The sequence below is a fragment of the Acidiferrobacteraceae bacterium genome (assembly GCA_037388825.1).
Taxonomy (GTDB): domain Bacteria; phylum Pseudomonadota; class Gammaproteobacteria; order Acidiferrobacterales; family JAJDNE01; genus JARRJV01.
On sequence record JARRJV010000001.1, the window covers coordinates 1 to 23,227 of the forward strand.

Here is a 23,227-nt window from a genome sequence, read left to right on the forward strand (position 1 = left end):
CGTGGCCAGGTGGTCGATGGGGAGCACCAGCTGATCGATGCCCAGCTTCGCCTGCAGCTCCTTGGCGGAATCATACACGGCACGCACATCGTCGCGAATGCTGCTAACCCCCAGGGAGTACACAAGCAGATCTTCCAGAGACCGTTCCATGTAACCAAAAATAATGGGGGTGTAAGGCGATCGCTTGGAGATCGCGAAGAATCCGGGAAGATACAGCCGGCGCACCTCGTCCGGGGAAAAGAACCGGAATTCCCGCTCGCTTTGCAGCTGCACCACGTCGTGCAGGTCGGTCACCCGCAGAATCTCGCCCATGTAGCGGCAGTTGGGTTTCGCGGCACCTATGGGATAGACCTCGTTCAGGCTGCGAAAGATGCCACGGGTGTTGGGATCCTTGACCTCACGTACCAGCAGGTCTGGCGAATCCATGTCGATGCGCAGGATATGGGTCCAGTGGGAATTGCTCTCCAGGGTCACGAGGTAGTGATACGGCGTCATCAGCGCCAGTTCGGCGATGTAGTCGATGGAATGGCCCGGATCCACCGTCAGCATGAGGGCGTCGATCTCGCCGATCAGGCCCGTGAGCCCAATGCGGTCCCGTTCTTCCAGGAGTTTCTGCAGGTACTCCTCGAAGAAGGTGGAGTTCTTTTTGTCGCCGTTGCGGGCGAAGCCCAGGGATAGCTTGTTCATGGCATTACGACCGGTTGTAGTGAGTCGCCTGTTCGGGAGAAACAATACATTTATCAAAAGGATAAAAGCCGGTCAGACGATTGTCTACGCCATTTGGCGGACATTTTGTGATTTTTTCTGCCAGCAGAGGGGGGCTCTCCGCGCCCGTCCGCAGCTTTCTGTGGCCGACCTCAGTCCCGAGCTGATCGCCAGCATGCAACAGGCCGGCCCGCTCCGGGGGCGGTAGGCAGGGTCCGGAAACGGGGCGTAGTATGTGCTCTTTCACCCGATTGGATTTGTCCCGATGCCGGAAACTTCTGCTTCCAGTCGTCTGTCCGTACGCGCCACCCTGGGAGTGATCGTCGTTGCCGAATTGCTCGGCACCTCGCTCTGGTTCAGTGCCAATGCCGTCGCTGACAAGCTGTATGCCCTTTGGGGTCTGACGCCGGTCGAACTGGGCTATCTGACCAGCGCGGTGAACCTCGGCTTCATCAGCGGGACATTGATTGTCAGTCTTACCGGCGTCGCTGACCGCTTTTCCGCCAGCCGCATCTTCGCCGCCAGCGCGGCACTCGGCGCCACGGCCAATGCCCTGTTCGCCGTAGCCGGCGGCCTCAGTGGCGCCCTGTTATTTCGCTTCGGTACCGGTCTCGCCCTGGCCGGTATCTATCCGATAGGCATGAAACTGGTGGTGAGCTGGGCGCCGCACAAGGCCGGCGCCGTACTCGGTTGGCTGGTGGGTATGCTGGTGGTCGGCAGCGGTGTGCCCCATTTCGTCCGCGGTATGGATGTCTCGACAAGCTGGCAGGGTGTGATCTACACGTCGTCGGTGTTGGCCCTGGTTGCCGGAACCCTGGTGTGGTGGCTGGGGGACGGTCCACACCACGGTTCCACCCGCCGTCTGCAATGGGGCGCGGTCTTGCAGTCGTACCGGAATCGGGCGTTTCGCGCCGCGTCATTTGGATACTTTGGCCACATGTGGGAGCTCTATGCGTTCTACGCCGTGGTACCGCTGTTGGTCGCACGGCTGGAGTTCGGTCGCGACACCCATCTCATCTACCTGGTCGCCGCCGCCGTATTTCTTGCCGGCGGCATTGGTTGCATCGCCGGTGGCTCGATCAGTCACCGCTGGGGCAGCGCCAGGGTCGCCATCGCGGCCCTGGCCGGTTCGGCGGCATGTTGTCTCCTGTATCCCTGGTTTGCCGGTGCATCGGAACTTGTCCTGGTCCTGGTGCTGATCGCGTGGGGATTCCTTGTGGTCGCCGATTCGCCGCAATTTTCCGCCCTCGCCTCCGGCGCCTGCCCGCCGGAACGGGTCGGCAGCGCGCTGGCATTCATGAACGCTATCGGTTTCGGAATCAGTGTTGTTTCGATCGAGGTGGTGACCATGTTGTGGGGGACCCTGGCCGAGCGCGTTGCCTGGATCCTGTTGCCCGGTCCATTGCTGGGCCTTTTTTCCATGCGGCCGCTGTGGCGCCGTGCTGGTACTGCAGCCTGACCGCATCGGCGCCCGGGCACGCTAGAATACGGTCCTGAAGCCACTTGTTCGTTTTCGCAGTCAGGAGGACTCATGCCATTTCCTTTGGGTACGGTTTTGTCGGCGGCGCCGGGAGTGATCTCCGCCGCGGCAGATGTCATTCGCGCCATCCGCGAGCGCAAGGGCGGTACGAAGTCGGAGGAAGACAAACTCACCGAACTGGAAAACCTGCTCGAACGGCAGGCGGTGATTATCGAAGACCTGGCACAGAACAACCGCAACCTCGCCCTGGCGGTGCGCAACAACCGCATCGTCGCCACCATTGGGGCAGGCCTGGGTATCACGGCCCTGGCGATCGCGATCTGGTATTGAGCACATCAAGAGATGGCAAGGCGATCGCCACCTGAACGTGCATCGTTTCTTGACCGCCCAGAGTTGCATCGGCACCGCACGGAAGATGTTGCTTTTGTTACGTGTTCGATCGATGCCGGTCGTTCCGGTTTGCTTCTGCATCCATACCCCCGAACAAACGGATATTCCCCTTGCAAATCATCCGAACTGGTCTATTTTCTAAATATCACTCCCTGCATTCCCCACCCCTCCCCAATGCAGACTTAACAGACAGGTTTAGCTTGTTTGTTTAATCTTTTGTTTGAAGAAAACTTTTCTCTCAATAACTCAGCTTGATCATGATCGGCAGTTTCGTTTCGTGAAATTCAACGTAGTTCTTTATTGATTCTTAACTTTTCTCGTATCAGAATGACCTTGTCTTCCCGGGGTGGGGAGACGGACAGCATCGCGCCTGTCCGCGAAAAAGAGTCCAGAAATTCAGTAGTCCGTAGCTGACCCGCGGCATACGGGGGCCGTGTCGGATTTTCGTTTGAATTATGGAAAATTCATGGGGGTGTATTGTGCTCAAACAAAAAAGGCTCAAGTTTTTCTTTCTCTCTCTCGCCGCGTTGCCGCTCTATCTGCTATTACTGGGTAGCGCACAGGCGGTGCTGAATACAACTGAACCGGACTACACGCTCAAGCTGTTGGGCAAGTACGTGTTCTTCGACAAGATCTCCAGTCCGGAGAATATGGCGTGCGTTAGTTGCCATGATCCCGAGACGGGCGGTACCGGAAGCGTTTCCGGCGTGAACCTGCACCAGGTCGCCATCACCGGCGCCAATCCGCACACGATCGGCAACCTCAAGCCGCCGACCAATGCCTATGCAAGTTTTCTCGTGCCGTTCCAGCCCTGTAGCCACGGCGGTATTTTTGGCGGTGCCGGCAACTATTGCGGCGGCAACTTCTGGGACGGCCGCGCCGAAGGCAACACGATCGGACTGTTCCCGGGATCCACACGGCATATCGGCAATGAGGTATTCCAGGGGACGCCCGCGCTTCTGACGGCAAGCTATGCCAGTTACTTTGGGCCGACCTCCGACCAGGCCTTGAATCCGATGCCCAACCCGGTTGAGCAGAACATCGAGAGAAAGGCCGTTTGTGAGCATGTCGCCGCGGCCAAGTATGCCGCCTTGTACAAGGACGCATGGGGTGTCGATATTAGTTGCAGCGACGATCCCGTTGCAGTGAGCGCTCCGGATGTTGTCTCTCCGCCCGAGAAACAGTACGACATCAGCTTCAAGCGGCTCATGCTGGCGGTCGGTGCCTGGCAGAGTTCCAAGGATCTCAATTCCTTCAGTTCCAGGCGCGATATTGCGTTAAAGCGGGAGCTTGATGGAATCGATGTGGACAGTACGCCCGGGAAGTTCCCGCTGGTGGGCCTGACGGATCAGGAGAACTACGGTCATGATCTGTTCTACGCCACCCGCTTCTCCCCGATCACGGTACAGACGGCGGATGGCCCGGTACAAAAGTTCTCCAACTGCGCGTTCTGTCATGCCGACAATCCCGTTCTTCCGGGCCCGGGCCCCAAGGACGACGGGTCGGAACTGCACCAGTTGTATACGGCGCAGGATTACCACAACATCGGCACGCCGGAGAACCCGGAGATTTCCGTGCGAGGCGCCTCGTCGCCAACGGCACCGCCTGCGGCTACCGGTATCGCGGACCATACCGGCGCACATCCGGCCGGGTTCTTCAAGACGCCGACGCTGCGCAACGTGGACAAGCGCAAGGGTAAGGGATTCATCAAGGCCTACGCGCACAATGGCTGGTTCAAGAGCATGGAGAGCATCGTTCATTTCTACAACACCGCATTCGTTGGCGGGGCCACCGCGGCATCTTTCGGTATCGTGCGGTGCACTGAAGACGTGGTCGGCCATGCAGGTCCCTATACAGAGAAGGAGGCGCTGGCAAACAACTGCTGGCCGGAGCCGGAGTTCGGGGGCGGCGATATACCGTTCCTCGTGGGGGATCTGCACCTGACCTCGAGTGACGAAGCCGCACTCGTTGCCTATCTGAAGACCCGGCCGGCCACCGAGACGGCGCAGGCTCCCAAGCCGAACAAGGCTGGCAAGAAACCGTTCTATTACCCGGTAGTCTTGACCCCGCTTCGGCGGGGTTTTTCTTTGCGGGAAGAGAATGCCCGTGTCAAACCAGCTATGAAAAAACGCCTGCCCCATAGGCGGCAGGCGTATGTCCACTGGAAGGGAGAAAGCAGGCTCTCGAGCGCCTGGCCGCATATTTGCTGTGGGCCGCGTGATTTCCTGGTATCCCGGGGACTTTCGAGCCGGCAGTGAGTCCGAAAATTGGCGCCGCGACCGGATTGTGCGTACATTGTAAGATGTATGTAACATTAATGTGATCCGGTCCTGAGGATCACCCGGAGGCGGAAGTATGGTTCGCTCTCTGCTGGTGGTATTTCTCCTTGGCGCAGGCACCGCCTACGCGGACGTTCCGGTTACCGGACGCACGCAGCACTTCACCTTTTCCCGCGAACAGGTCCAGGACGTGGCCGCCCAGGCCTATCGGGTCAAATTGGCCCGCCTGCGGGAACGCGGAGAGCTGGATGCCGATCGCAAGACACTGATTCGGGTCCGGCGCATTGCCGCCCACCTGATCGCCCAGGCCATCGAACTCAAGCCGAACTCCGCCGGCTGGCGCTGGGATGTCCATGTCGCTTCCTCGCCGGACGTCGCCGCTTTCAGCATGGCCGGCGGCAAACTGCTCATCGGAAGTCAGTTCATCCGCTCCAATCACCTCACGGACCAGGAGCTGTCCATGGCCATTGCCCATGAAATCGGCCACGTCATCGCCGAGCACGTTCGGGAACAGCTGTCCATGGCTGCCGAGTTCGATCCGGCACCACCGGGACGAACTCTTGGCGTTCGGGATGTTGTGAACTCGATGGACTCGGATATTGCCGTCTATCTCCGTCTGCAGCCCTTGTCCCGACTGCAGGAACTTGAAGCAGACGATATCGGGGTGCAGCTTGCGGCACGCAGCGGCGTATCACCGGCAGCGATCAAGAGTTTCTACGGAAAGATTACGCGCAAGGGTGTGGGCCAGACACTGTTCGATACCCACGGTCCCGTGGGCCAGCGCAGGGAATTCGCCATGAGCATGGCGGATTTTGCGGAATCGGCCTATGAGAAGAGTCAGGAACAGTCGCTCCCCACTTACGCCTTTCGCCAGTAGCCCGAGCTAGACCGCCCCGGCCCCGGGCAACTGCACCGTGAAGGTCGAACCCTCCCCCGGAATGCTTTCAACGGTTATGGTGCCACCCATCAGTTGCACCAGTTGACGGGTGATCGCCAGCCCGAGCCCGGTGCCGCCAAATTCCCGGGTAATGCTGCTGCTCGCCTGCATATACTCGGTGAACAGGCCTGCAACCTGGTCGCTGTCCATGCCGATGCCGGTATCGCGAACCGCCATGGCGATGAAGTTCCCGTCACCGGCGATGGCGAGCGAGATCGAACCCCTGCGGGTGAATTTGGTCGCATTGCTCAGCAGGTTTATCAACACCTGTTCCAGTCGCATACTGTCCCCGCGCAACCTCTTCGGCGCATTTGTGGCTTCGACCGTGAAACGGTTCTGATTGCGGGTGGCGAGAGGAGCTATCGTTGCCTCAATCCGGCCGATCAGGTCCGCAACCTCAATGTCCTCTTCATCAAGCTCGATCTTGCCAGCCTCAATCTTCGCCAGATCCAACGCATTGTTGATCAATCGTAACAGGTGGCGACCGGCGGTTTCGATCTTTCCAAGGTCCGTAACCGCCTCGGTGTTCCCGGCGTCGTCCGCCTCTTCATGCAACATTTCGCTGTAGCCGATGATCGCGTTCAGCGGGGTCCGCAGTTCGTGCGACATATTGGCAAAAAAGCGCGACTTCGCCGCATTGGCCGAGTCCGCCTTCTCCCGCAGTCGGCCGAGAACCATAGCATTCAGAAAACCCTGTCGCCGCTGATATTCAATAATGTATCCGGCGGTAGCCACGACAACGGTATTCCCGATCAGGAGAAAATTGTTGTTGATCACGAGATAGAGAGGAACATCCTTGAAGACGAGAATGACGATGTTGTACGCCAGCAGCACCGTGAGGTTGGCGATAAAGGCATTGATAAATCGGAGACCGATCACTACGTAGAGGAAGATGAATGCCATGATCACCGCGGCGTAGTACAGATACCCCGGCGCTTCCGGCACCGCGAAAATCAATGCGACCACGCCCAGACTGCCAATCAGGGCCAGGACCATCTGTATTGCCTGGCTGCGTTTTTCGAAATCGGCGGAGAACGTGATGAGAAATCCGAACGTCAGCAGGAAGACGATTGCGGCGCGAATGCCCCAGACCGTCGTAACAAGGTCGGCAGGAACAATCCAAAGGTCCAGCACGCCGAATGCGATATACATGCTGATCGCGAGCAAAAGGCCAACCCGGGCGAATACCGTGTCCGAACGGAACATGCTTGCGGCGAACTGCCGCTCGAGATCCGCGGATTCGAATCGCAGGGTGAAGCGATGGCGTGGCGCCGAAAGCAGGGAATTGTCTTTATCCACGGAAACAGTACTTGTCTGTAAGAGGAAAACTCCCGGAAAGCATGGCGGTTTTGCCCACTCCGGTATCGTCCGGGGATACCCTGTAAATAGTTCACCGGGAGGGGCCCGTCAACGATTCCCGGACCCCAGCCCGTCTATCGACCCGGAACTGGCACAATCTGGCGGGACAATAGGGGTCGCCGAGAACGCCGCGGAATGCTGAGGCGGCTTGTCCCGCGTGAAGATTCAGTTGCGGCAGGCCCACGGGCGCTGCCTCCGGAAGCGCGGTACTATTATTAGGTACAACGAGCCACCATTGGACTCCAGCGTGCCTACCCACCCACCACGAGAGCACAGTCCGGCCCGGCGCCGTTTCCTCCAAACCTCGTTCGCCGGGGTGCTTGTGCTCGCCGGCTCGAGCCTTGTCGTCAGAAGATCGCTCGCAGATACAGCGGCGGCCGCCAATCCCTATGCCTGGCTGGAAGACCAGGATGCTCTGATCGTGCGTCGGGTGGCACCGGTGTTGTTGTCCGGTGCCCTGCCGGATGGCAAGGCGCGTGGGGAGGTCCTGGACGAGATCGTTTACGGTTTCGATCTGGCAGTTAGCTATTTCCCGCCATCGGTTCGCGGCGAGATCCGGCAGCTGTTCGACTTGCTGCGCAACAGCATCACCCGTGCCCTGCTCGCGGGGATGTTTTCGTCCTGGGAGAAGGCCACGCCGGCCCAGATCGAACACCTGCTGAAACGGTGGGAGCACAGCCGTTTTCGCCTGCTGCGTAGCGCATACGCAGCGCTCCATGATCTTGTTGCCGGCGCATGGTATGGCAATCCACGCTCCTGGCCCCGCATCGGATACCCTGGACCACCGGTTCTCAAGTGATGAGCGCGTCTATTGAAAGCTTCGCCGGTCGTGTCGTGCGCTGTGAGCGACTGCGGGAGGACCGCGAGGTACAGGGCGATGTGGTAATCGTTGGCACCGGCGCCGGTGGTGGCGTGGCGGCCGAGATTCTGGCCCGTGCCGGACTGAAGGTGATACTGGTGGAGGCCGGGGATTTCAAGACCCGCGCGGACTTCCATATGCAGGAGGCGGAAGCGTATCCGGAGTTGTACCAGGAAGTCGCAAGCCGCAAGACCATGGACAAGGCCATCACCATACTCCAGGGTCGCGCCCTCGGCGGCTCCACGACAGTCAACTGGACCATCTGTTTTTATATTCCGGAGCCGACCCTCAAGCATTGGGCCGGACGCTACGGACTGGGCATGTTCGACGAACAGGAACTGTCTCCGTGGTATGAGGAGATGGAGAAACGTCTGCGCGTACAACTCTGGACCCGGCACAACCCGAGCAACCTCGCCCTGCAACGTGGCGCGAAGAAGCTCAACTGGAAACACGAGATTGCGCACCGCAATGTCCACAACTGCCGTTCCCTGGGTTACTGCGGTACCGGCTGTCCGGTGGACGCAAAGCAGTCCATGCTCATCACCACCATTCCCGGAGCCCTGCAAAAAGGGGCGATGCTGCTGACGCGGTGCCGCGCCGACCGATTGAAGTGGAAGGACGGACGGGTCGAAATGCTGGAATGCTCGGCCCTGGACAGCAAGGGATCAGACACGACCGGTGTGCGGATTCGCGTTCGGGCTCGTCATTTTGTCGTTGCCGGCGGTGGAATCGAAAGTCCGGCCCTGCTTATGCGCTCGCAGGTGCCGGACCCTTCGGCACTCCTGGGTCGGCGGACCTTTCTACACCTGACGGCCGGAAGCGCTGCCATGATGTCGGAACGTATCGATCCCTACTATGGTGCACCGCAGTCGGTCTATTCCAACGAATTCCTGTGGCGTGATGGTGTCGACGGCGAGGTCGGCTACAAGATGGAAACAGCACCCTTGCACCCGGTGCTGGCGGCGACGGCCTTCAAGGCCTGGGGACAGGCTCACGCCGGCTTCATGCACCAGATTCCCCATATCCAGCCCCTCATCGCGCTGCTGCGCGACGGGTTCCACGAGGACAGCCCGGGCGGCCGTGTGCATCTGCGCGATGACGGGACCGCAGTACTGGACTATCCGATTACGGATTATTTGTGGCGCGGTGCCCGCGCGGCCTTTGCCAGCATGGCGGAGCTTCAGTTCGCTGCCGGGGCCAACAAGGTATTGCCTCTGCATAGCGACGCCAGGCTGTACGGAAACTGGAAACAGGCGCGCAAGGCCATCGCCGATCTGCCGATGCAACCACTGCACGCACAACTGTTTTCCGCTCACGTAATGGGTGGATGCATGATGGGACCGGACCCGGAAAGATCCGTGGTCGACACCGACGGCAATCACCATCAGATCGAAAACCTGTCTGTGATCGATGGTTCGCTTTTTCCAACCAGTATCGGCGCCAACCCCTCGATGCCCATCTACGCGCTCGCCGCGCGCCAGGCAAGCCGGCTGGCGAAGCGAATCAGGAGTTGAGCTCTTCCTGGAAGTCCGGCGTGATCATTGTTCCGGCCTTCCAGTGCTCCTAGAATAGTCTGCCCCGGAACCGTAGTCGTGGAGGTGGGCAATGGCCGGAATACTGGTACTGTATGGCACTTCGACGGGACATACCGCCAAGATTGCCGACCGCCTGGCACGGCGCATGCGGGACAAGGGCAACATGGTGGAGTGCCTTGATGTTCATCACATTCCCTCCAGCTTCAGACCGGAAGCCTACGACGGCATTTTGATCGGGGCCCCGATCCGGATGATGCGATTCCCCCGCCCCGTCATACGATTCGTCAAGCGTTGGCAACAGGCTCTGGGTTCACGGCCTACGGCGTTCTTCGCTGTCGGTCTCGCGGTAGCGGACAAGCGGCCCGAACAACAGCAACTCGTGGATCAGTGGGTGCGTTCGTTTTTGAAGGAAACCGGCTGGCAACCGGCGAAGCAGGCCGTGTTCGCCGGGGCCCTGCTCTATACAAAATACGGTTTCGTCACCCGCTTCATCATGAGAAAGATTGCCACCACTGAGGGGCGAAGTACCGATACTTCGCGGGATCACGAGTATACCGACTGGGACCAGGTGGACCGTTTTGCCGATGAATACCTTGCGGCTCTGAGGCACTGACTTGGCTGCGAATCGAACCGGGAGATGCATATGGATCGAATCAAACGCGTTGTTGTTGCCACTGCATCGGGAATGCTGTTTGGCGTCGTCTGTGTCGGAATTGCATCAAGTGGCGCCGGCGGATTGGCCTGGCCAGTGGTTGCCCAGATCTTTGTCAGTCGGACGCTGATCGGCTTTGCAATCGGGATCAGCGGACTGAAAGTGCGCCACTGGTCCCTGCATGGCCTGTTCATGGGATTCGTCTTCAGTCTGCCATTGGCGTTCAGCGGCTTGATGGCGCCGGACAACCCCGAGTTCAGCAAAGGCAGCATGTTCCTGTGGACCGTCACACTCGGGATGGTCTATGGTGTATTAGTCGAACTGATCACGACCGTGTTCTTCAAGGCCGCAAAGCGGTCGCAATAGGCGGGAATCGGGACCCCGCAGCACCAACAACAGGGACAAGAATGAACAGCGCCATTCCGGACAGGCTTGAATTGCAGAAGCGCATGTATGCGCGGTCGCGGTCCCAGCGGCGCCTGGGCTGGTTCCTGGGAATCGCCATTGGTGCGTTGACCGTTCTGGTCGCGGTGATCGTGTATTGGAAATTGTCGGCGGGTTTCCTGCAGGCGATCCAGCCAGGCTGGTCCCTGCGTTGGGATCAGATTCGCTCGGCATCGCTGACGGTCATGCCCATGCGGGTCGGCCCGCAAGGCCCGGTGCTCGCGCTCAAAGGGCATGGCAAGCAGCGCAAGATCGCTCCTTTGTTGTGGGTAAATCCGGTGCAATTCGCAGAAACCTCGCCGTTGCGCGAGTGGCGCCGCCTGATCGGAGCCCGCCCGTACACCATCGATGCAGCCATCGATGAAACCCCGGTGATGCAATACATCGCCAAGGCCGCGCCGGATCTCAGGATCGAACGAGGCGAGAATGTCGCAGGCATGTCCTTTGCGCTGGAGCGCAGCCCGCGGGCCCTTGCGGTCGTTGTCGCGTTCTTCGTGTTCGCCGCCTATGCCATGATCGATGGCTTGTTCCTGCGCAGCGAGGTCTATGCCAGCGCGCCGTTCTATCTTGTTTATTTTCTGTTGGCGATCGTGGTCGGCGTAATCGCCGGTCGCTGGTTGCGAAACAATTCGGTGCCGATGCTCGAGAGCACCGTGCTGGCCGTGATGCTGGGCCTGGCGGCAGGCGCCGCGGCCTATCCCGGTGCGCTGCGCGTCAACGCCCTGACCGATACTGCAGGCTTCCAAACATATGAGTACGTGCGCACGGCCGATGGCAGCTACCGTCCGCCGCAACCGGACTTGCCACGACTTACATTGTCAGGTTATCCGGAGTATTGGGGCCGGTTTGCGGAGGGTTCGATCTACAGATTCCAGCTGCGCAAAGGCGGCCTCGGTTTCTACCAGCTGAACATGGGGCCGGTTAGGATCGCTATGCGCCAGTATTATCTCAGACACAGCGGCTAGCCCGCTTCATCGCATTACGGACTCTGCTGTGAGACGCGTGAACGTCTGCCGATTACCAGGGCAATCCCGCCGAGAATCATCAAGGTGGACAGGGCAAGGCGGAAGGAAATTGTCTCTGCCACGAATACCACGCCCCGGCTGCGGCAATTACGGGTACCGAGAGTTGGACCACCGCCGTGGAGGTACTGTTGAGGCCGGCAAGCGCGCGGTACCAGATCGCATAGCCCACACCCGATGCGATCGCGCCGGATGACATGGCCAGACTTACTCCCTCGGTCGTCAGTTGTCTGCGCCAGAGAAGGACGGGAAGAAGCAGGGCCAGGAAGGGAAGAGTTCGCAGGAAATTGGCCGATGTATCCGAAAGTGGTTTCGTCGAGCCACGCCCAAGCAGGGTATAAGCGCCCCAGGCGATGCCCGCGACCGTCATAAGGGCAAAGCCCGCTGCAGACGGAGCCGCAATTCCAGGCAACACGAGCCAGACAAATCCGCCGAAGGCGAGCACGACCCCCGTCCACTCCAGCCAGCCAAGACGGTCACCCCGATGGAGCGAGACCAGAATCATGGTCAGTTGTACCGATCCAAAGAGAACCAGGGCGCCGCTACCTGTCGTGAGCGTGAGATAAGCAAAGGAAAACGAGGCGGCGTACAGAAACAGCATGAATGCGGCGCGCCAGCTGCCGTGGTGTTCTATTGCAGACGCGGACCCGCGAAAAGCCAGAATCAGCCCGAGCACGACGACAGCCGAGGTGAGGCGAATGATGGTGAAGCCCGCGGCATCGATGCTCTGTTCGCCTAGGGCAAGACGGCAAAGTACCGCGTTCGCGGCAAAGGCAATAAGCGCCAGGCTGGTGAATATTATTGTGCGCATGTTCGTATTTTTCTTCGAAACGGTACACGCGGCACAAACCGCTGTAAATTGCGGTCGGGCACAAGAAAGCCCGATACCGACAGGCGGCATCGGGCTCTTCCGTCTTCGGGTTGCGAAATGAGGAGGTTCTACAGGGTCGACAGCAGGCCAACTCCAGCCAGGGCGATGCCCGCCCCGGCTGTTTGTAGCGCGATCCGCGGGAACCGGGCGGATAGCGATCCGAGGCCGATGCCGATCGCATGCAGGGCCAGGGTGCCCACCACCATGCCGCTGCCGAAGTCGGCCAGACTTGCCTGGGCCGGCATCTCCACCGCATGGGCGTAGCCGTGGAAGACGGCGAACGCGCCAACGATGGCCATGCCCGCCGCGGTGGGGAGGCGGGAATCGAGGGCGATCAACAGGCCGAATACCATAACCGACCCCAAGATGCCGGGCTGTACCAGAGGTAGCGGCACTCCGGCGGCACCGGCGATGGCGCCTGCGGCCATCATCAACACGAAGCTCGCCGGGATCAGGAACAGGGACCGACCGCCGCGTTGGGCCGCCCACAGACCCACGGACGTCATGGCAAGCAGATGATCCATCCCGGTGAAGGGATGCAGCAGGCCGGCGCTAAAGCCGGTCCCGACGAGATGCCCGGGATGTGCCCATGCCGCCGGCGAGATGCCGACCAGTACCAGTGCTGCCAGCAGAAATCCGGATCGTCTCATGTCGTTCTCCTTACTCTGTAATTTCTGTATTGCCGGGGTGAAGCGACGGCTATACGGCCTTGACCTTTACCAGTTCCTCACCCTCGGGATCGGTGACATGCACGGCGCAGGCGATGCATGGATCGAAGCTGTGTATGGTGCGCAGGATCTCCACCGGCTGCTTCGGATCGTACAGTTTGTGTCCCTTGAGCGCCGCTTCATAGGGTCCACCCTGTCCCTTGGCATCGCGGGGTCCTGCGTTCCAGGTACTCGGCACCACTGCCTGGTAGTTGTCGATCTTGCCGTCCTTGATGACCACCCAGTGCGCGAGCGCCCCGCGCGGTGCCTCGGTGAATCCCACCCCCTTGGCCGTCCCCGGCCAGGTGGAGGGTTCCCACTTCGCTTCATTGAAGGTATCGACATCGCCCGCCTTGATGTTGGCGATCAATTGCTGGTACCAGCCGTCCATGGCATCGACGAAGATCTTGGTTTCCAGCGTGCGCGCGGCGGTACGTCCCAGGGTCGAAAACAGGGCGCTGGTCGGCAGATCCAGGGTGCGCAACGCCATGTTCACCAGCTCGCGCGTCTGCTCATGGCCCTTGGCATAAAGCATGAGCACCCGCGCCAGGGGCCCGACCTCCATGGGCTTTCCCTTCCAGCGGGGCGACTTGAGCCAGGAGTAGCCCTTGTCCACATCCAGTTGATCGTACGGCGGCGTGGGGCCGGTGAAATCGAACTCGGTCTCGCCCTTGTACGGGTGCAGGCCCTTGTCCTTGCCACCGCGATACTTGTACCAGGAGTGGGCCACGTATTCCTCGATCTGGTCCGACGCGTTGAGGTCGACATCGTGGATGGTGGTCAGGTCGCGATTGAGGATTACGCCGCGCGGTACCAGGAAGTGCGCCGGATCCATGGTGGCGGTTTCGGGGAAATCTCCGTAGCACATGAAATTGCCCACGCCCTCGCCCTGTTTGCTCCAGTCCTTGTAGAAACCGGCGATGGCCAGGGTATCGGGCACATACACCTGGTCGACGAAGGCGCGCATCTTGTCGATGACGTTCTTGACCATCTCCAGCCCGGTCAGGTCCACCGCCGTCGCACCACCACCACCACCGCGATGACGCGGTCCCTTGCCCCGCCCCTTCTTGGTTTGCACGCTGATAGCCGAGGGTGCGCCGCCGACGAGGAAATTCGGATGCGGGTTCTTGCCACCGAAGATGGTGTGGATCTGCACCACGTCACGTTGCCAGGCCAGGGCCTCGAGATAGTGCGCTACCGCCATCAGGTTGGCTTCCGGCGGTAGCTTGTAGGCCGGGTGGCCCCAGTAGCCATTGGCGAAGATCCCGAGTTGGCCCGACTCGACGAAATTTTTCAGCTTCGTCTGCATGTCGGCGAAGTAGGCGGGCGAGGACTTGGGATAGCTGCTGATGGTTTGCGCCAGCGTCGATGTCGCCTTCGGGTCCGCCTTCAGGGCCGACACCACGTCCACCCAGTCGAGGGCATGAAGATGATAGAAGTGCATGACATGATCGTGCACGAACTGGGCGCCGATCATGAGGTTGCGGATGAGTTGGGCATTGTCCGGGATGGCGTACGTCAGCGCATTTTCCACCGCGCGCACCGAGGCGATGCCATGCACCAGGGTGCACACGCCGCAGATGCGCTGGGCGAAGGCCCAGGCATCGCGTGGATCGCGGCCGCGCAGGATAATCTCGATACCACGCACCATGGTGCCGGAGGAGAAGGCCTCGGCAATATGGTCGCCGTTCATCTGCGCCTCGATGCGCAAATGGCCTTCGATACGGGTGATGGGGTCGACGACGACGCGTTGGCTCATGATGAGGATTCTCCCGATTCTGCGGTCTTGGTATCGGAGGGCAGGTGCGCGGCGATGGTTTCGGCCATGCCGAAGATCTTGAAGTTCAGGTTATAGGCGTCAACGGCGTCCTCCATGACGATGCGGCAATTGGAACAGGAGGTCACCAGTTTGTCGACGCCGCCAACTGCGTCCAGCTGTGCCTTCTTGCGGCTGAACACCTTGATGCGCAACGCGTCCGCCCGTTCGTTGGCGCTGACCCCGCCACCGCCGCCGCAGCACCAGTTCCACACGCCGGGGTCGGGCATGTCCACGTAGTTGCTCGCCACCATCTTCAACAGGCGCCGCGGTTGTTCGAGCACGCCTCCCCGTCGCACCAGCTGGCAGGGGTCGTGGAAAGTAACGCGTTCGTCTTCCATGCCCTCGGTGCGCAGCCGGCCCTCTTCGCGCAGCTGATCGAGGAGCTCGAGGATGTGTATGACCTTGAATTTGTACGGGCGGCCGATGAGGTTCGGCCCTGACCAGCGGATGGCCATGTAGGCATGCCCGCATTCCGGGCTGATGACGTACTTGACTCCCAGTTTCTCGGCCCCGTCGACGATGCGCTGCACCAGTTCCGCGGCGATATCCGGCGACCCGATCTGGATGCCGCTATTGGTGGCCTCGACCGCGTCCGAACACAGGGTCCAGCTAACACCCGCCTGTTTGAAGATGCGGGCAAGGGAGCCGAGATACTCCGGGAAGTTCACCGTCTCCATGCCCGACATGATCGCCATGTAGTCGGCGCCCTGCTGGTCTACCGGGATCTTCAGGCCGGTGTCTTCCTCGGTGTGCCGGATCTGCGCCTGTACGGTCTTCCAGGTGGCGCCCATGGGGCTGCCGATCTCCACTGCGCGCACGGTCGCACCCTTGAGACCGGGCGGTGCGTGACCGGCGGCGACCATGCCTGCACGTTCCTTGCTGATCATGTAGGCGATGTCATTTCCCACCGGGCCTACCATGGGGCAGCGGGCACACAGGGTGCAGCTGTCGTAGACCAGCGGTTCCCACTCCTTGAGTTCTTCGTCAGTAATCGGCTTGCTCAGCCCCACCATCGCAGCCAGCTTGCCCCAGAACGTGAAGTTGCGTTTCCATACCCGGCGCATTGGCTCGAGCTTGTGAATGGGCGTGTACTTGGGATCGCCGGTCTCGGTGTAGAACAGGCAGGCATCGGCGCACATGCCGCAGTGCACGCAGCTGTTGAAGAACGACGCCACGCGCGAGTCGATCTGTTCGACGAGGGCATTGACGCCGTTCTTGAGGGTTGTATCGCTCATGACGCCACTCCTTTGCGTCCCGCCATGGCGCCGTTGTACCAGCGGGAGAGGAAGATGGTGAAGCTGTGGGTCAATTTGGTGAACGGCAGCACGATCAGCAGCAGTTCGACCGTCAATATATGAACCGTTAGCATCTGCGTGTACGGCAGTACGGCCTCGTGCGCCACCATGTAGCCAGTGAGCAGTGGCAGGAAGGTGACGGCCCAGGCGAGGTAGTCTCCGCCATTGGAAAGGAAGCGGCGCACCGGGTGAACGAGGCGGTGGGCCAGGAGGGCGACCAGCGCGGCGATGCTTACAACCGCGACAAGATCGATCACGGATGCCGGCAACCCCGGCCAGCGAATTCCCCACACGCCATGGAAAAGCTCGATGTGCGGGGCAAAGAACACCAGGCTGATGAAGAATCCAAGATGAAAGGTGTAGCCACCAAAAAACACCAGCGGTTCCCGTTGAATCATCCCCGGGGCCGGTAGCGAACGATGGAATACCGTACGCCAACCGGACCAGAAACCACCGCGCCGCGGTTCCGCCAGGTCGCGGGAGTGCCCCAGCAGCCACATCTCCAGGATACGAAGTATGACCCCGAGAAAGAAGATCGCGAGCGAGAACTGCATCGCCGGACCTCGTACCCAGACCAACACATCATGGGCGGTCATGATTGTCCCTCCTTCCCCTTCTTTTTCAATTCCTCTGCCGTGACCACGTGGTGTTCCCGTTTCGCCGCGGCACGTTTGCGGCGTCCGGCCGCACCCATGGCGGCACCACCGGCGGCACCGGCCACCGCCGCGGCACCGGCCCACATACCGACCGGCGCCGTGGTCTGGCTCAGCGCGCGATAGAAACCACCCCCATCCCAGAAGTTGGGTTCGGAGCAACCGAGACAGGGATGGCCCGACTCGATCGGAAAGCTGACGCCGCCATTCCACTTGGTGGTCGCGCAGGCATTGTGCGTGGTCGGGCCCTTGCACCCGAGCTCGAACAGGCACCAGCCGTTGCGTGCCCCATCGTCATCGAAGCTCTTGGCGAACTTTCCCTGGTCGTAGAACGGACGCCGGTAGCAACGGTCGTGGATGGACTCGCCATAGAAGGCCGCCGGTCGCCCAAGTCTGTCCAGGGCCGGGATCTCGCCAAAGGTCAGGTAGTGCGCCAGAACTCCGGTGATGACCACCGGGATAGGAGGGCAGCCCGAGACATTGATGATCGGTTTGTCCTTGATGAGATCGCTCACCGGAACGGCGCCGGTGGGATTCGGGTTGGCGTAAGGGATGCCGCCGAAGGAGGCACAGGTACCGACGGCCACAACCGCAGCCGCGCCGGCGGCGACCTCTTTCAGCGTGTCCACGTTGGTGCGACCGGCACTGGTGGAATAGACGCCATTGTCCTTGGTCGGGATGGAGCCGTCGACGATGAGCAGATACTTGCCATAGAATTGCTTCATCGCCGTTTCCCGCGCCGCCTCCGCGGCCGTGCCCGATGCCGCCTGAAGGGTGTCCTGGTAGTCCAGCGAAATGGAATTGAAGATCAGGTTTTCCAGTGTCGGCGCGTGGGAGCGTGTGAGGGACTCGAGACAACCCGTGCATTCCTGGAACGACAGGTAGATCACTGAGGGGCGTGGTGCCTTCTCCAGTGCCCTTGCCACCCGTGGGATCATGGTCGGTGGCAACGCCATGGCCGAGGTCGTGATCGCACACAGCTTGAGGAATGTACGGCGACTGATACCGCGCTGCCGCAGCTGGTCTCCTAGGGTCGTCTGCTTCTTCATCATCACTCCTCGTGGCAAGCGCCGGGTCGGTCGTGCTAGTGCCTGAGGGCATTGCGCAGGCGCGTGCGCAGGACATCCAGGCCATCCCGCATATCCTCATCCTGTGACAACAGGAGTTCGGGGATGCGCGTCACCTCGATAAATTCGGCCGCAATCTCATCGTCGTCGTTGTAGTGGGTGACCCACCACACCCCGGGAACGGCCGTTTCCGAAACCACCGATGGCCCGTTGCCGCCATCGAACTCTGCCGATACCTCGCCATTGCCGAGGGCGAGTTCCAGGGCATCGTAGTCGCCGGGAAGCATGGGCAGGCTGCGGATGTCGATCGCGCCTGTTTCGCCAGTCACCAGCAAGGTATCCAGCATGCCCTCGATCTCGTGCAGGATGGCGCGCACGTTTTCGCGCAGAACACTGGCGTCATCGTCGGGATCGACCGTGGTGACCGAAATGTCGTCAAGAGAGCTCACGGGTTCGCTCCTGCGGCAACGGGCTCGGGAACGTCGGCCTGGCCATGGTGCCAGCGGCGTGCCAGCGCGATGACCTGTCGGCAGACCTCGGGAATCGCGGCCCCTACCGACGGTGTCGGCGAATCCGCCCAGTCTATGCTCTCGGGTTCCACGCCAATCAGCGCCCGCCGTCGCGGCAAGTGACCCGCCAGGGTGGCGACCGCCAGGAGATCCAGCAGGCTGACCTCGTGCACGCTCGAACGCTTTCCGTTGCCAAGAAAGTTATCCATGGCCGCCCCTTCGAAAACACGAACGGTGCCCGGGCTTGCGTTGAAGCGGCTGGCGTCGATGACGATGAGATGGGAGTGATCTTCGATAGCGCCCGCGAGGGTGAAACTGAGGGTACCGCCGTCGAGCAACTCGATACGGTCCAGCAGATCGGGGGCGTCTTTTGCGAGCGTGTTGCGAAGGTGCGCGAGTGCGTGGACACCGACGCCTTCGTCAGCGAGGAGGGTATTGCCCAGGCCAAGCACGAGAGTCTTGCTGCGCACTTCTCAGCTCCTCCTTTCACAGTCCCGACCAGTGTAGCGCCTTTCCTGTGAACTGCTGGCGCACGGACTGTAAATATTCTGTTATCGGCTGGATTATTTGTCAGCGCTGCTTCCGGTCAGGCGGACAGCTTACGCGCCTGAACGATCATACTATTGATATATATCAAAACCCTGTATCCATGGACGGCCGATTCTACGTCTGACGTGTGCAAGGCGTTGGCGATATACTGATTGTCCATTTCCCGGGATTGCGCATATGTGTCTGGGCATACCCATGCAAATCGTCTCTATCGACGGGTACAACGCCCGCTGCGAGGCCAAGGGCGTGGCACGCGATGTCAGCCTGTTCATGATGCAGGACGAACCCCTGAATCCAGGGGACTTCGTTATGGTCCACGTCGGCTATGCGATCCAGAAAATGAGCGAACAGGAGGCCCATTCCGCCTGGGAGCTGTACGATCAAATGTTGGCGGCCGAAGGCGCGACGGAGCCGGGCGATGCATGAGCTTTCGGTATGCCAGGGCATGCTGCGCCAGGTCGGCGCCATCGCCGCGGACCATGAAGCCCGTGCCGTGACCGGCATCACCGTACGCATCGGCCCCTTGTCCGGTGTGGAACCGGAGTTGCTGGCGCAGGCCTTTCCCATCGCCAGCGCGGGCACGGTCGCGGATGGGGCCGACTTGATTATCGAGACCTTGCCGGTGCGCGTGCATTGCGAAACCTGTGGCGAGGACAGCGACGCTGCTATCAACCGCCTGTTGTGCGGATCCTGCGGCGACTACCACACCCGTTTGATCAGCGGCGACGAACTCCTGCTGGCAAGTGTAGAGATGGATACCGAGAGAGAACCGGCACGAGCCTGAGCCCGCTATCGTGCCGGGGAGAAGGAGGAAGTGATATGTGCGATACCTGCGGTTGCAACATCACGAAAGGCAATCAACATCTGCTGACCGGCGATGGCAAGTTGTCCCGCGTGCACGAAGGCACTACGGCAGTGAGCGTACTGCGTGGTCTGCTGTCCGAGAACGATCACCAGGCGGCCCACAACCGTGAGCACTTCGATCGCCGCGGTATCCTTGCGATCAATCTCATGTCCTCGCCCGGTTCAGGCAAGACCGCCTTGCTGGAAGCAAGCATCGATGCCCTGGGGGATCGCTACGGTATCGCGGTGATCGAGGGCGACCTCGAGACGGAGAATGATGCCGAACGTATCCGTGCCCGTGGTGTACGGGCGGTGCAGATCGCGACCGGCACCGCCTGCCACCTGGACGCGCACATGGTCCACGATGCCGTGCACGATCTCGACCTGGACGGGATCGACCTGGTGTTCATCGAGAATGTCGGCAACCTCGTGTGTCCGGCGAGCTTTGACCTGGGCCAGCACCGTAACGTAACCCTGCTATCCGTGACCGAGGGGGATGACAAACCGGCGAAGTATCCGGTGATGTTTCGCGCCGCCGATGCGGTGGTTCTGAGCAAGATCGATCTGCTGCCGGTGATGGACGATTTCGAACCGAGCCGTGCCGAACGTTGCCTGCGGGACCTTGCCAGCCGGGCACCGGTGCTACGGGTGGCGGCGCGCAAGCAGGCCGACCTCGGTTCGTGGCTGACGTGGCTGGAGAACGAGATTGCCAGCCATCGAAAGCGTCTGGAGGCGGGCCAAACCATACGCCCGGCGATCCAGCCCGACGGCATGCGCCTGCACAGCGGTGGCTAGGGCATACCTTAATATATATTGATCACTCACGGGGAGCGTGGCCCATGGCCCTGATCGCCCAGGACTGGCTCAAACGGATACGCGATCTCGATCTTCCGCAGCGGGTGAAGATCATGAACGTGTGTGGCGGCCACGAGCGCTCCATCACCATGGCCGGCCTGCGCGCGGCCTTGCCGGAGAATATCGAGCTTATACCCGGTCCCGGTTGCCCGGTCTGCATCTGCCCGGAAGAGGATGTATTCGAGGCCATCCAGCTGGCGCTCCATGAAGACATCATCCTCGTGGCATTCGGCGACATGTTGCGGGTGCCGGTCAACGCGCCGAAGAAGGACGCCCGTTCCCTGGAGCAGGCCAGGGCGCGCGGGGCCGACATCCGTCCCATCGCTTCCCCCACGGAGGCCGTGCGCATCGCGCACGAACAACCGGATCGGGCGGTCGTGTTTTTCGCTGCCGGTTTCGAGACCACGACCGCGCCGGTGGCGGCCATGCTTGCCGAGGGCGTGCCGGAAAACCTGTTCCTGTTGTTGTCCGGAAGATTGACCTGGCCTGCGGTGGCCATGCTGCTGGAGACGGGCGAGGCCGGTTTCGATGCCCTCATCGCTCCGGGCCATGTATCCACGGTTATGGGTCCGGAGGAATGGCAGTTCGTGGTCGACACGCATCGTATGCCGGCGGCCATCGCCGGATTTACACCGGTGAGTCTGCTCGCCGCCATGTATTCGGTGTTGCGCCAGTTGCGGGAGGGTAAGCCCTTCCTCGACAACTGCTATCCGGAGGTCGTGCGCGCAGGTGGCAATTCTGCAGCGCGACGGCAGATGAAGGAAGTGCTCGATGTAGGCGACGCGAACTGGCGTGGGATCGGAACCATTCGCGCCTCCGGCTTCGCGCTCAAACCGGCCTTCGCGGCCCTTGATGCGCGGGTGCGGTTCCCGTCGCATGCGGCCGAGGCGCGCAAGCGCGCCGGCGAGATGCCACCGGGCTGCGACTGCGCACGCGTGGTTCTGGGACGCATCTATCCAAATGAATGCCGGCTCTATGGCCGCGCCTGCACCCCGCGCAATCCCATCGGTCCCTGCATGGTATCCGATGAGGGGGCATGCCGGATCTGGTGGGCGGGCGGTGTACGCGAGCCGCGCGAGGCGGCCTCGGCCGGCGCCTGAGCGCGCACCCGCAGGCGCGGGTAGAATCAGAACATGGAAATCCACAACTTTCTCCTGCAGATCGCGGCGATCCTTCTGACCGCGCGCGTATTCGCTGAACTGGCGGCGTGGCTCGGAGCGCCGCCAATTGTGGGCGAGCTGTGCGCCGGTATCGTGCTTGGTCCGTCGCTGTTGGGCTGGATCGTGCCCAATAACGTGATCAGCCTTCTGGCGGAAATCGGAATCATCCTGCTGTTGTTCGAGGTCGGCCTGGAAACCGATATCGCTCGCCTGGTCCGCTCCGGAGGCAAGGCGGCGGCGGTCGCGACCACCGGTTTCATCCTTCCCTTCGTGTTCGGGTATGTCCTCAGCCGCCATGTCTTTGCGCTGCCCGTGTTGCCAGCGCTGTTTGTCGGCGGCACGCTGACCGCCACCAGCATCGGCATCACCGTGCGTATCCTGTCGGACATCAACCGCCACCGCAGCAACGAGGGCCAGATCGTGGTCGGCGCCGCGGTGCTCGATGACCTGCTCGGCATCTTTCTGCTGGCGGTGCTGTACCAGTTGTCCACTGCCGGGTCGGTAGACGGCATGTCCGTAGCGCGAATCGTTCTGTTCGTGGGCCTGTTCTTTCTCGCCGCGCCCGTTGTCGCCAAGGTGGTGGCGCCGCTCATCAAGCATTTCCACAATCGCAGCGATATCCCGGGCATGATCCCGATCCTGCTGGTGTCGCTGGTACTGGTGTTCGCCTCCACTGCCAGATTCGTCGGCGCCCCCGAGCTGCTCGGCGGTTTCGTCGCCGGGGTGGCGCTGTCGCGCCGTTTCTTCCTGCCCTTCGGCGCGGCCCTGCACATGGATCCCGAGTTCACCCAACATGTGCACAATGAGATGAAACCCATCATCCGCCTGTTCACACCGATCTTTTTCGTCATGGTCGGCCTGTCCCTGGACCTGCGTGCGGTGGACTGGAACTCCTGGTTTATCTGGGCGTTCTCGCTGGCCCTGACCGGGGTTGCCATCCTGGGCAAGCTTGGCGGTCCGTGGGTGATTCGCGAATCGGTTCCCGCGCGTGTCGCCATCGGCATGGCCATGGTGCCTCGCGGCGAGGTCGGGTTGGTCTTCGCCGAACTGGGTCGGGCGGGAAATGTATTCAGCCCCGAGGTCTATGCGGGCATGATCCTGGTAATCCTGTACACGACCCTGGCCTCGCCATTCTGGATCAAGAGTTTCTACCGGGTGTTCGGCCATCGCCTGCCCAACAACGACCCCGGGTAATGTCGACTCCCGATCCGAAAAAGGAATCGTCGCCGCGCGATGG

General features: G+C 61.1%; 24 protein-coding genes. 14 read left to right on the plus strand and 10 right to left on the minus strand.

The window, feature by feature from the left end; translation table 11 throughout:
- A partial coding sequence (locus P8X48_00005) for a hypothetical protein (GenBank protein ID MEJ2105692.1) occupies positions 1-687 on the minus strand: 687 nt, incomplete at its 3' end.
- Between the two features lie 283 nt (positions 688-970).
- Here P8X48_00005 and P8X48_00010 point away from each other — a divergent pair.
- The 4 genes from P8X48_00010 to P8X48_00025 all read left to right on the plus strand — a co-directional run bounded on the left by P8X48_00010 (position 971) and on the right by P8X48_00025 (position 5,731).
- Positions 971-2,164 carry an MFS transporter gene (locus tag P8X48_00010; GenBank protein ID MEJ2105693.1) on the plus strand — a complete coding sequence of 398 codons (1,194 nt, stop codon included), beginning with the start codon at positions 971-973 and terminating at the stop codon, positions 2,162-2,164.
- 72 nt (positions 2,165-2,236) lie between these two features.
- A complete protein-coding gene (locus P8X48_00015; GenBank protein ID MEJ2105694.1) occupies positions 2,237-2,515 on the plus strand; it encodes a hypothetical protein in 279 nt (92 codons plus the stop codon).
- A gap of 539 nt (positions 2,516-3,054) precedes the next feature.
- Positions 3,055-4,833 carry a cytochrome c peroxidase gene (locus P8X48_00020; protein ID MEJ2105695.1) on the plus strand — a complete coding sequence of 593 codons (1,779 nt, stop codon included), beginning with the start codon at positions 3,055-3,057 and terminating at the stop codon, positions 4,831-4,833.
- Between the two features lie 97 nt (positions 4,834-4,930).
- Positions 4,931-5,731, plus strand: a complete 801-nt coding sequence (locus P8X48_00025; GenBank protein MEJ2105696.1) for a M48 family metalloprotease — start codon at positions 4,931-4,933, stop codon at positions 5,729-5,731.
- A gap of 6 nt (positions 5,732-5,737) precedes the next feature.
- On the opposite strand, the gene P8X48_00030 is transcribed toward P8X48_00025, so the two are convergent.
- Positions 5,738-7,090: an ATP-binding protein gene (locus P8X48_00030; GenBank protein ID MEJ2105697.1), complete on the minus strand. Its 1,353-nt coding sequence runs from the start codon at positions 7,088-7,090 to the stop codon at positions 5,738-5,740.
- Positions 7,091-7,397: 307 nt separating this feature from the next.
- Here P8X48_00030 and P8X48_00035 point away from each other — a divergent pair, with 307 nt between their 5' ends.
- From P8X48_00035 to P8X48_00055, 5 genes are all read left to right on the plus strand, one after another.
- A complete protein-coding gene (locus P8X48_00035) occupies positions 7,398-7,949 on the plus strand; it encodes a hypothetical protein (GenBank protein MEJ2105698.1) in 552 nt (183 codons plus the stop codon).
- A complete protein-coding gene (locus P8X48_00040) occupies positions 7,949-9,523 on the plus strand; it encodes a GMC family oxidoreductase (GenBank protein MEJ2105699.1) in 1,575 nt (524 codons plus the stop codon). The genes P8X48_00035 and P8X48_00040 overlap by 1 nt, the downstream gene beginning before the upstream one ends.
- Positions 9,524-9,614: 91 nt before the next feature.
- Positions 9,615-10,157 (plus strand): flavodoxin domain-containing protein, encoded by a 543-nt coding sequence (locus P8X48_00045; protein MEJ2105700.1) that lies wholly within the window; start codon positions 9,615-9,617, stop codon positions 10,155-10,157.
- A 30-nt stretch (positions 10,158-10,187) separates the two neighbouring features.
- A complete protein-coding gene (locus tag P8X48_00050) occupies positions 10,188-10,562 on the plus strand; it encodes a hypothetical protein (GenBank protein ID MEJ2105701.1) in 375 nt (124 codons plus the stop codon).
- A gap of 41 nt (positions 10,563-10,603) precedes the next feature.
- The gene (locus P8X48_00055) at positions 10,604-11,605 is read left to right on the plus strand and encodes a hypothetical protein (GenBank protein ID MEJ2105702.1); all 1,002 of its coding nucleotides are present in this window, start codon (positions 10,604-10,606) and stop codon (positions 11,603-11,605) included.
- A gap of 79 nt (positions 11,606-11,684) precedes the next feature.
- On the opposite strand, the gene P8X48_00060 is transcribed toward P8X48_00055, so the two are convergent.
- From P8X48_00060 to P8X48_00095, 8 genes are all read right to left on the minus strand, one after another.
- On the minus strand, positions 11,685-12,473 hold the full coding sequence (locus P8X48_00060) for a DMT family transporter (GenBank protein MEJ2105703.1): 789 nt from the start codon (positions 12,471-12,473) through the stop codon (positions 11,685-11,687).
- A gap of 128 nt (positions 12,474-12,601) precedes the next feature.
- Positions 12,602-13,183 carry a HupE/UreJ family protein gene (locus tag P8X48_00065; GenBank protein ID MEJ2105704.1) on the minus strand — a complete coding sequence of 194 codons (582 nt, stop codon included), beginning with the start codon at positions 13,181-13,183 and terminating at the stop codon, positions 12,602-12,604.
- 49 nt (positions 13,184-13,232) lie between these two features.
- On the minus strand, positions 13,233-14,999 hold the full coding sequence (locus tag P8X48_00070; protein ID MEJ2105705.1) for a nickel-dependent hydrogenase large subunit: 1,767 nt from the start codon (positions 14,997-14,999) through the stop codon (positions 13,233-13,235).
- On the minus strand, positions 14,996-16,294 hold the full coding sequence (locus tag P8X48_00075) for a (Fe-S)-binding protein (GenBank protein ID MEJ2105706.1): 1,299 nt from the start codon (positions 16,292-16,294) through the stop codon (positions 14,996-14,998). Before P8X48_00075 ends, P8X48_00070 begins: the two co-directional genes overlap by 4 nt.
- Positions 16,291-16,950, minus strand: coding sequence for a hypothetical protein (locus P8X48_00080; GenBank protein ID MEJ2105707.1), 660 nt, complete (start codon positions 16,948-16,950; stop codon positions 16,291-16,293). The genes P8X48_00075 and P8X48_00080 overlap by 4 nt, the downstream gene beginning before the upstream one ends.
- Positions 16,947-18,056 carry a hydrogenase small subunit gene (locus tag P8X48_00085; GenBank protein ID MEJ2105708.1) on the minus strand — a complete coding sequence of 370 codons (1,110 nt, stop codon included), beginning with the start codon at positions 18,054-18,056 and terminating at the stop codon, positions 16,947-16,949. Before P8X48_00085 ends, P8X48_00080 begins: the two co-directional genes overlap by 4 nt.
- 35 nt (positions 18,057-18,091) lie before the next feature.
- On the minus strand, positions 18,092-18,523 hold the full coding sequence (locus tag P8X48_00090) for a hydrogenase expression/formation C-terminal domain-containing protein (GenBank protein ID MEJ2105709.1): 432 nt from the start codon (positions 18,521-18,523) through the stop codon (positions 18,092-18,094).
- Entirely contained in the window at positions 18,520-19,053 is a 534-nt protein-coding gene (locus P8X48_00095) for a HyaD/HybD family hydrogenase maturation endopeptidase (protein MEJ2105710.1), read from the minus strand. The genes P8X48_00090 and P8X48_00095 overlap by 4 nt, the downstream gene beginning before the upstream one ends.
- Before the next feature lie 256 nt (positions 19,054-19,309).
- On the opposite strand from P8X48_00095, the gene P8X48_00100 reads away from it, so the two are divergent.
- Genes P8X48_00100 through P8X48_00120 form a run of 5 tightly spaced genes read left to right on the plus strand, consistent with a single transcriptional unit; the run spans position 19,310 to position 23,184 of the window.
- Positions 19,310-19,558, plus strand: coding sequence for a HypC/HybG/HupF family hydrogenase formation chaperone (locus P8X48_00100; protein MEJ2105711.1), 249 nt, complete (start codon positions 19,310-19,312; stop codon positions 19,556-19,558).
- Positions 19,551-19,916: a hydrogenase maturation nickel metallochaperone HypA gene (gene hypA, locus P8X48_00105; protein ID MEJ2105712.1), complete on the plus strand. Its 366-nt coding sequence runs from the start codon at positions 19,551-19,553 to the stop codon at positions 19,914-19,916. The genes P8X48_00100 and hypA overlap by 8 nt, the downstream gene beginning before the upstream one ends.
- A gap of 35 nt (positions 19,917-19,951) precedes the next feature.
- Complete coding sequence (gene hypB, locus P8X48_00110; protein ID MEJ2105713.1) at positions 19,952-20,770, plus strand: hydrogenase nickel incorporation protein HypB; 819 nt, start codon at positions 19,952-19,954, stop codon at positions 20,768-20,770.
- 44 nt (positions 20,771-20,814) lie between these two features.
- Positions 20,815-21,930 (plus strand): hydrogenase formation protein HypD, encoded by a 1,116-nt coding sequence (gene hypD / locus P8X48_00115; protein MEJ2105714.1) that lies wholly within the window; start codon positions 20,815-20,817, stop codon positions 21,928-21,930.
- 33 nt (positions 21,931-21,963) lie between these two features.
- Positions 21,964-23,184, plus strand: a complete 1,221-nt coding sequence (locus P8X48_00120; protein MEJ2105715.1) for a cation:proton antiporter — start codon at positions 21,964-21,966, stop codon at positions 23,182-23,184.
- The last annotated feature ends 43 nt before the right edge of the window (positions 23,185-23,227 follow it).

Bases quoted from the DNA above. Each gene is read 5' to 3' on its own strand.
- P8X48_00025 (MEJ2105696.1), top strand. From the start codon at position 4,931: ATGGTTCGCTCTCTGCTGGTGGTATTTCTCCTTGGCGCAGGCACCGCC.
- P8X48_00055 (MEJ2105702.1), top strand. From the start codon at position 10,604: ATGAACAGCGCCATTCCGGACAGGCTTGAATTGCAGAAGCGCATGTAT.
- P8X48_00080 (MEJ2105707.1), bottom strand. From the start codon at position 16,950: ATGACCGCCCATGATGTGTTGGTCTGGGTACGAGGTCCGGCGATGCAG.
- P8X48_00075 (MEJ2105706.1), bottom strand. From the start codon at position 16,294: ATGAGCGATACAACCCTCAAGAACGGCGTCAATGCCCTCGTCGAACAG.
- P8X48_00060 (MEJ2105703.1), bottom strand. From the start codon at position 12,473: ATGCGCACAATAATATTCACCAGCCTGGCGCTTATTGCCTTTGCCGCG.
- P8X48_00010 (MEJ2105693.1), top strand. From the start codon at position 971: ATGCCGGAAACTTCTGCTTCCAGTCGTCTGTCCGTACGCGCCACCCTG.
- P8X48_00015 (MEJ2105694.1), top strand. From the start codon at position 2,237: ATGCCATTTCCTTTGGGTACGGTTTTGTCGGCGGCGCCGGGAGTGATC.
- P8X48_00085 (MEJ2105708.1), bottom strand. From the start codon at position 18,056: ATGAAGAAGCAGACGACCCTAGGAGACCAGCTGCGGCAGCGCGGTATC.
- P8X48_00065 (MEJ2105704.1), bottom strand. From the start codon at position 13,183: ATGAGACGATCCGGATTTCTGCTGGCAGCACTGGTACTGGTCGGCATC.
- P8X48_00045 (MEJ2105700.1), top strand. From the start codon at position 9,615: ATGGCCGGAATACTGGTACTGTATGGCACTTCGACGGGACATACCGCC.
- P8X48_00100 (MEJ2105711.1), top strand. From the start codon at position 19,310: ATGTGTCTGGGCATACCCATGCAAATCGTCTCTATCGACGGGTACAAC.
- hypA (MEJ2105712.1), top strand. From the start codon at position 19,551: ATGCATGAGCTTTCGGTATGCCAGGGCATGCTGCGCCAGGTCGGCGCC.
- P8X48_00070 (MEJ2105705.1), bottom strand. From the start codon at position 14,999: ATGAGCCAACGCGTCGTCGTCGACCCCATCACCCGTATCGAAGGCCAT.
- P8X48_00120 (MEJ2105715.1), top strand. From the start codon at position 21,964: ATGGAAATCCACAACTTTCTCCTGCAGATCGCGGCGATCCTTCTGACC.
- P8X48_00050 (MEJ2105701.1), top strand. From the start codon at position 10,188: ATGGATCGAATCAAACGCGTTGTTGTTGCCACTGCATCGGGAATGCTG.
- hypB (MEJ2105713.1), top strand. From the start codon at position 19,952: ATGTGCGATACCTGCGGTTGCAACATCACGAAAGGCAATCAACATCTG.
- P8X48_00040 (MEJ2105699.1), top strand. From the start codon at position 7,949: ATGAGCGCGTCTATTGAAAGCTTCGCCGGTCGTGTCGTGCGCTGTGAG.
- hypD (MEJ2105714.1), top strand. From the start codon at position 20,815: ATGGCCCTGATCGCCCAGGACTGGCTCAAACGGATACGCGATCTCGAT.